8 protein-coding genes are annotated in these 6,081 nt (G+C 67.6%); 3 read left to right on the forward strand and 5 right to left on the reverse strand.

Going from position 1 to position 6,081, the window contains the following annotated elements; translation table 11 throughout:
- Together HC022_RS17255 and HC022_RS17260 are read right to left on the reverse strand one after the other, a co-directional pair.
- The coding region (locus HC022_RS17255) for a F0F1 ATP synthase subunit A (protein ID WP_167453252.1) at positions 1-409 on the reverse strand (409 nt) is incomplete at its 3' end.
- Positions 399-746 (reverse strand): AtpZ/AtpI family protein, encoded by a 348-nt coding sequence (locus HC022_RS17260; protein WP_008886517.1) that lies wholly within the window; start codon positions 744-746, stop codon positions 399-401. The genes HC022_RS17255 and HC022_RS17260, both read right to left, overlap by 11 nt.
- Before the next feature lie 251 nt (positions 747-997).
- Here HC022_RS17260 and HC022_RS17265 point away from each other — a divergent pair, with 251 nt between their 5' ends.
- Entirely contained in the window at positions 998-1,351 is a 354-nt protein-coding gene (locus tag HC022_RS17265) for a metalloregulator ArsR/SmtB family transcription factor (protein ID WP_089958216.1), read from the forward strand.
- A 2-nt stretch (positions 1,352-1,353) separates the two neighbouring features.
- On the opposite strand, the gene HC022_RS17270 is transcribed toward HC022_RS17265, so the two are convergent.
- The 3 genes from HC022_RS17270 to HC022_RS17280 form a co-directional block, all read right to left on the reverse strand.
- The gene (locus HC022_RS17270; RefSeq protein WP_368484687.1) at positions 1,354-2,232 is read right to left on the reverse strand and encodes a DMT family transporter; all 879 of its coding nucleotides are present in this window, start codon (positions 2,230-2,232) and stop codon (positions 1,354-1,356) included.
- Entirely contained in the window at positions 2,229-3,110 is an 882-nt protein-coding gene (locus HC022_RS17275; RefSeq protein WP_008886790.1) for a LysR family transcriptional regulator, read from the reverse strand. Before HC022_RS17275 ends, HC022_RS17270 begins: the two co-directional genes overlap by 4 nt.
- 266 nt (positions 3,111-3,376) lie before the next feature.
- Positions 3,377-3,619, reverse strand: coding sequence for a hypothetical protein (locus HC022_RS17280; RefSeq protein ID WP_008887261.1), 243 nt, complete (start codon positions 3,617-3,619; stop codon positions 3,377-3,379).
- 467 nt (positions 3,620-4,086) lie between these two features.
- Between HC022_RS17280 and ffh the strand changes: the two genes are divergently transcribed.
- Both ffh and HC022_RS17290 read left to right on the forward strand, forming a co-directional pair.
- Positions 4,087-5,610 carry a signal recognition particle protein gene (gene ffh / locus HC022_RS17285; protein ID WP_167453253.1) on the forward strand — a complete coding sequence of 508 codons (1,524 nt, stop codon included), beginning with the start codon at positions 4,087-4,089 and terminating at the stop codon, positions 5,608-5,610.
- On the forward strand, positions 5,611-6,081 hold a 471-nt coding region (locus HC022_RS17290; protein WP_167453254.1), incomplete at its 3' end, for a GNAT family N-acetyltransferase.

Genomic DNA, 6,081 nt, shown 5'->3' on the forward strand with positions numbered 1-6,081 from the left:
CGGTGACCGCGAAGTGCGAGGTCGTGGTGAAGCTCATCGGGATCAGGCCGAGGAAGTTGGCCACCACGATGAACATGAAAAGCGTCATGATGTATGGGAAGTACACGAGGCCTTCCTTGCCGGTGACGTCCTCGACCATCTTGTGAATGAAGCCGTAGGCGAGTTCGGCGATGGACTGGCTGCGCGAGGGGATGACCGCGCGGCGGCGGGTGCCGAAGACCATCAGGCCGACGATCACGAGGATGGCGATGGCCATCCACAGCGTGACGTTGGTGATGGTGAACATGCCGACTTCGCCATGGCCGAACAGCGGCTTGACGATGAACTGGTCCATCGGGTGGAAGACAAGGCCACCGGCCTCGGCGCCGTGTTCCGCCGTCTCTGCACCGTGCGTCGCTTCAGTCGCCATCGCGATCCCTCTTCTCGTCCTCTCCGGCCTTGGTGGCCAGTTGTTTCTCCTGGATCTCGGCGGCGGAGCGCATCATCACCCGGATGCCCGCCACGATCCCCAGCACTGTGAACAGCACCATAAGCCACGGTCCGGTGCCCAGCAGCACGTCGAGCCCGTAGCCGATGCCGAAGCCGATCCCCAGACCGGCGACCATCTCGGTCACCATCCGCCACGCGAGCTGCGCCTGCGAATAGTGCTCCTCCTGGTGGGTCCGGTCGCTTGCCCGGGCAGCCTTGGCCGCCGCGATCTTCGCCTCCAGCGCGTCGAGTTGCCGCTTCGGATCGGGATCGCTCACCGTCTTCTTCCCTGAGGAGTTCCGGGATGTTGCTATGCGGCGGGGGGCCCCGAGTCAAGAAGTGGTGAACGGTTGATTTCGACAGAATAAACCACTGTAATTATTATTCTTTCCCTCAGGCAACCAGTGCCCACCCGGGCCCGCACTACCGGGTTAGCGCCAACAGGGCCGGATTTGCATATTCAACTCCGCGGTTGAGCGTGTGACGGCGGCACCTTGACGGGCGGCGGCGTGGCACCGCTTATGGCGGCATGTCAGACACGCTCTCCACCGTCTTCGCCGCGCTCGCCGACCCGACCCGCCGCCGCATCCTCGCGATGCTGCTCGAGGACGACATGGCGGTGACCGACGTGGCCGAGCCCTTCGAGATGTCGCTGGCGGCGATCTCGAAGCACCTCGGCGTGCTGACCCGCGCCGGGCTCATCAGCCAGGAACAGCGCGGGCGGGTGAAGTGGTGCAAGCTCGAACCCGACGCGCTGCGCGAGGCCTCGGTCTGGATGGTGGGCTTCGGACTGGTCGAGCCGGTCAACCTCGACGCCTTCGAGCGCTTCCTCGCCGAAGAGCTGGGCGGCGAGCCGGGCACGGGGACCGGCGCCGAGGGCTGAGGTCACTCTTCCTTCAGCAGCAGCACCAGCGCGACGACGGTCAGCACCACGCCGCCAAGGATCAGCGCCGGCGGCACGCCCTTGCCCAGCACGATCTGCCACAGGATCACCCAGGACGGCGTGAGGTAGGTGTAGGCCATGACCTTGGCCGAGGGCAGCCGCAGCGCCGCGAATTGCAGCAGCACGAAGGTCGCCGCCGTCGCCGCCACCGCAGTATAGACGATGGTCACCCAGACCACCGTCGGCAACGCCGCCCAGTCCGTCGCCAAGAGCGGCTTCCAGCCCCAGATCAGCAGCAGCACCGCGCCGGCGAGGTTGGTCCAGAGCGTGAAGACCAGCGCCGGCTCGCCCCGGTTCGGCTGGGGAACCAGGGGGGGGTAGACCGGGGGGGCGCCGCCCCCCAAAAAGTAGATCACCCCCCCCCCCCCGACCCCGCCCCGCATCGGCGCCTGCAGGTCGGCACGAAAGACCCCCCAGAGCGCCCCTGCCCCGCCGATGGCGAGCGCCAGCGCCATGCGCGGCGTCATGTGCTGCCGCACCAGCAGCCAGCCGAAGCCCGCGGCCATGAGCGGGGTCAGGGTGAACACCGCCGACATGCTCACCGGGGCGCCGGTCTTGAGCCCCTCGAACATCAGGACGAAATAGGCGACCAGCAGTCCGCTGAGCACGAGGTAGCGCCACGGCGCCGCCAGCGACGCCCGCGTGACCTTGCCGCTGGCCCCCGCCACCACGGCGAGGATGACCCCTGCGAGCACGAAGCGCACGGCGTTGAGCGCGGTGGGGGCGATATGCGGGGCGGCCATCGACCCCAGCGCGAAAGATCCCGCGACCAGCGCCGAGAAGGCGAGCATCGCGAGGTGGCCCCGGGCCTGGGGGCTCACGCGCTGTCCCGCTCGGCGGCGTAGGCCTTGAGGTGGCGCAGGAAGGCCTGGACCTTGGGCGTGCGGTGCAGGTCGACGTGGGTCACCAGCCACAGCGGCGAGGACCAGTCCTCGCGCGGGGCCAGGATCTGCACCAGCTCGGGATCCTTGGCGGCCAATTGCACGGCGATGAAGCCGAGACCCGCGCCCGCGCGCACCGCCTCCTGCTGGACGCGACCGTCCTCGGTGCGGAAGACCACGCGCTCGAAGGGGATGTTGCGCTTCATCCAGATGGCGTAGGGCGCGCGCGAGTCCGGGTCGTCGTGGCCGACGAAATCATGGTCGCGCAGGGCCTCTTCGTCCGCGGGCATGCCGCGCGCCTCGATGTAGCTCCTGGAGCCATAGAGCGCGACCGCCTGCCGGGCGAAGGACTGCACCACGTTGTCGGGCTCCTGCGGGACCGAGCCCGCGCGCAGGGCCACGTGGGCCTCGCCGTACTCCAGCCGGAACAGCCGCGCGCCGGTCAGGTAGCGCACCACGATCTCGGGGTAGGCCTGCTGGAACGAGGCCAGCGCCCCCACCATCAGCGGCGAGAAGTTGATCAGAGAGGTGACCATGAGCTCGCCCGAGACGCCCTCGCCCTGCCCCTTGATGCGACCGGCAAGCTGCGAGAACTGGTCGTCGGTGGTCTGCGCCACCCGGGCGAGGTCCTGCCCTGCCTCGGTGGGGGTGTACCCGCGCGCATGGCGCTGGAACAACTTCACCCCGAGCCGGGCCTCGAGCGCGTCGATATGGCGGATCACCGTCGCGTGGTGGACCCCCAGCACTTCCGCCGCGCCGCTGACGGTTCCCAGCCGGGCGACCTGAAAGGCGGTGCGGATCTCGTCCCAGTTCGTCATCTGAGCTTACCCGTGCATGACTTCACATTGCCCCCGGTATGACGCGGGAAGGTTCGCAAATGCAAGGGAAGAGGCACATTTCCGTCAGATCACTGCGCAGCGATCTCGCTGGAGGGGCACGGCAGGGCCGGATGGGGCCATCGTGACCCCGAAACATGACGGCCGGGCAAGAAGACGCCGGACAAAAAGAAATGCGCCCGGACCAGCCGGGCGCATCTCGGAAACTCTGGGACCGGCACCGCGAGGGCGCCTGATCGCTGTGCCGATTATTCGGCTGCGGTCGAGGTCGTGGTGCTCGAGCTCGAGGAGTCGCCGCCCGAAGCTGCGATGGCGAGCAGGGCTGCACCACCGGCGAGAGCTGCGATGGCTGCCGGGCTCATCGACGGAGCAGCGGCCAGCGCGTAGGGGTCATCCTCGACGATCACTTCAGTCGGGCCAGCTGCGAAAGCGGCGGAGGTGGCCAGCATGCTGACGATGGCGGCCGAGGTCATAAGCGTTTTCAGTTTCATGCGTCACCTTCAAAAATGGGCGTTTCTAGGGTCGTCTTACCGGCTGAGCGCCGAATCGGCCAGCACGAATTCTCGCACTGGCAGCATTACGCTCAGAAAGTAGCATGTTGTGCCATTTTTGCGCAACTGCCACTTCAATCCCTGTCGCCACAACGAAAATCCGCCCGCGCTCGCATCACGAAGCACCGACTGGGAAGCGGAACGCGCGGAAGCAAAACTTCGTTCCCGCATGCCGTCAAAAGCCCCCGAGCCTTGACTCGTTGGCCCGCGAGGCGTATCTGCGCAGCCAATTCCGGACGCACATCATGCCTCCGGTCCCTTGGGGTATGCCCGGGATCGCCCTCCGTCAGCGCGTTGCGCCCACGGGGGCTGTTTCGCATTGGGCCTTTTCGCCCCGATGGCATCATCGCGCCGCCGACCCTATCTCGGGGAGGCACAAGGACAACAGACGGGAGGCCCGAGGCCCCATGTTCGAGAATCTATCCGAGCGCCTTGGCGGCGTCTTCGACCGGCTGACGAAACAGGGCGCCCTCTCCGAGGATGACGTCCGCACCGCCCTCCGCGAGGTGCGCGTGGCGCTGCTCGAGGCCGACGTCTCGCTGCCGGTCGCACGGCAGTTCATCAAGGCGGTCGAGAAGAAGGCCACCGGCGCCGCGGTCACCAAGTCGGTGACCCCGGGACAGCAGGTCGTGAAGATCGTCCATGACGAGCTGATCGCGGTCCTCGCCGGCGAAGGCGAGCCCGGCGCGCTGCGCATCGACAGCCCGCCCGCGCCCATCCTGATGGTCGGCCTGCAGGGCGGCGGCAAGACCACCACCACCGCCAAGCTCGCCCGCCGTCTCAAGGAGCGCGACCACAAGAAGGTCCTGATGGCCTCGCTCGACGTGAACCGTCCGGCGGCCATGGAGCAGCTCGAGATCCTCGGCAAGCAGATCGGCGTCGACACCCTGCCCATCGTCAAGGGCGAGGACCCGGTGGCCATCGCCAAGCGCGCCAAGACCCAGGCGGCGCTCGGCGGCTACGACGTCTACATGCTCGACACCGCCGGCCGCCTGTCGATCGACGAAGAGCTGATGGCGCAGGTCGAGGCGGTGCGCGACGTCGCCAACCCGCGCGAGACGCTGCTGGTGGTCGACGGCCTCACCGGCCAGGACGCCGTGCACACGGCCGAGAACTTCGACAGCCGCATCGGCATCACCGGTGTCGTGCTGACCCGGATGGACGGCGACGGCCGCGGCGGTGCCGCGCTGTCGATGCGTGCCGTCACCGGCAAGCCGATCAAGTTCGTCGGCCTCGGCGAGAAGATGGACGCGCTCGAGACCTTCGAGCCGGACCGTGTCGCGGGCCGTATCCTCGGCATGGGCGACATCGTTGCGCTGGTGGAAAAGGCGCAGGCCACGCTCGAGGCCGAGCAGGCCGAGCGCATGATGAAGCGCTTCACCAAGGGTCAGTTCAACATGAACGACCTGAAGATGCAGATCGAGCAGATGATCAAGATGGGCGGCATGGAAGGCATGATGTCGATGCTGCCCGGGGCCGCCAAGATGGCCAAGCAGATGGACGGCGCCGGCATCGACGACCGGATGCTGAAGCAGCAGATCGCCCTCATCAACTCCATGACCAAGAAGGAGCGCGCCAACCCGCAGATCCTTCAGGCCTCGCGCAAGAAGCGTATCGCGGCCGGTGCGGGCATGGACGTTTCGGACCTGAACAAGCTGCTCAAGATGCAGCGCCAGATGTCCGACATGATGAAGAAGATGGGCAAGATGGGCAAAGGCGGTATGCTGAAACAGGCCATGAAGGGCATGTTCGGCAAGGGCGGAATGCCCGAGGGCATGGACCCCAGCCAGATGGACCCCAAGCAGCTCGAGGCCGCCGCCAAGGCGATGGGCCGCAAGCTGCCCGGCGGCATGGGTGGGATGGGCGGAATGCCCGGCATGGGCGGCGGCGCGCTGCCCCCGGGCCTCAGCGGTTTCGGTAAGAAGAAGTAAATGCCCGCCCCCGCCCTCCATACCCCGCGGCTGACCCTGCGTGGCCACGTGATGGCCGATCTCGAGGCGCTCTGCGATCTCCTCGGGACCGACCGCGCGCGCCACATGGGCGGGCCGCTGCCGCGTCTGGAGGCATGGCGCTGGATGGCGTCCGAGGTGGCGATGTGGGACCTGATGGGCCACGGAGTCTGGGGCATCGAGACCCGCGATGGCACCTTCCTCGGCCAGATCGGGATCACCCGGCCGCCGCATTTCCCCGAGGCCGAGCTCGGCTGGACCCTGCTCGAGGATGCCGAGGGCGCGGGCTACGCCTCCGAGGCCGCGCAGGCGGTGCTGCTCTGGGCGTGGGAGAACGGCTTTAGCTCGCTGGTGTCCTACATCACCCCCGAGAACGACCGCTCCGTCGCGCTGGCGAAGCGGCTCGGCGCGATCCACGACCCCGAGGCGGCGCTGCCCGAGGGCGAGACCCCT

The organism is Salipiger sp. HF18, from assembly GCF_011806505.1.
GTDB classification, from domain to species: domain Bacteria; phylum Pseudomonadota; class Alphaproteobacteria; order Rhodobacterales; family Rhodobacteraceae; genus Salipiger; species Salipiger thiooxidans.

Bases quoted from the DNA above. Each gene is read 5' to 3' on its own strand.
- HC022_RS17265 (WP_089958216.1), top strand. From the start codon at position 998: ATGTCAGACACGCTCTCCACCGTCTTCGCCGCGCTCGCCGACCCGACC.
- HC022_RS17280 (WP_008887261.1), bottom strand. From the start codon at position 3,619: ATGAAACTGAAAACGCTTATGACCTCGGCCGCCATCGTCAGCATGCTG.
- ffh (WP_167453253.1), top strand. From the start codon at position 4,087: ATGTTCGAGAATCTATCCGAGCGCCTTGGCGGCGTCTTCGACCGGCTG.
- HC022_RS17275 (WP_008886790.1), bottom strand. From the start codon at position 3,110: ATGACGAACTGGGACGAGATCCGCACCGCCTTTCAGGTCGCCCGGCTG.